This window comes from Pseudoalteromonas sp. SR45-6 (genome assembly GCF_014163545.1).
Lineage (GTDB): Bacteria > Pseudomonadota > Gammaproteobacteria > Enterobacterales > Alteromonadaceae > Pseudoalteromonas > Pseudoalteromonas rhizosphaerae.
On the sequence record NZ_JACJDM010000218.1, the window covers coordinates 1 to 314 of the forward strand.

Below are 314 nucleotides of genomic sequence, written 5' to 3' on the forward strand. Positions count from 1 at the left end.
TTCTTAAATACCTCACCTGTCGATAAAGTAAAATAAGGGAGAGATTTAGCTAATTTGTAACCTTTTTTGTCTATTGCAACTTCACCAAAGTAAATTCTATTTTCTGACTTATCTAACCATTCAACCGCGACTTTTCCTGGGAATACCCTATCATATACTCCAACCATAGCCCCCGCTGTGGCTCTGCAGCAAGACATAGTTCCTGCGGGTACATCCCACTGGTCATCAAACTTAATTAAAGTCACGAATATATCATTACCTTCATCCGTTGAACCCGATACAACCATATAATCTATTTCACCTGTTGTTGCACA

General features: G+C 38.9%; 1 pseudogene. It reads right to left on the bottom strand.

The window, feature by feature from the left end:
• Window positions 1–314, bottom strand: a pseudogene (locus H5158_RS22985) (DUF2931 domain-containing protein); the annotation flags it as partial.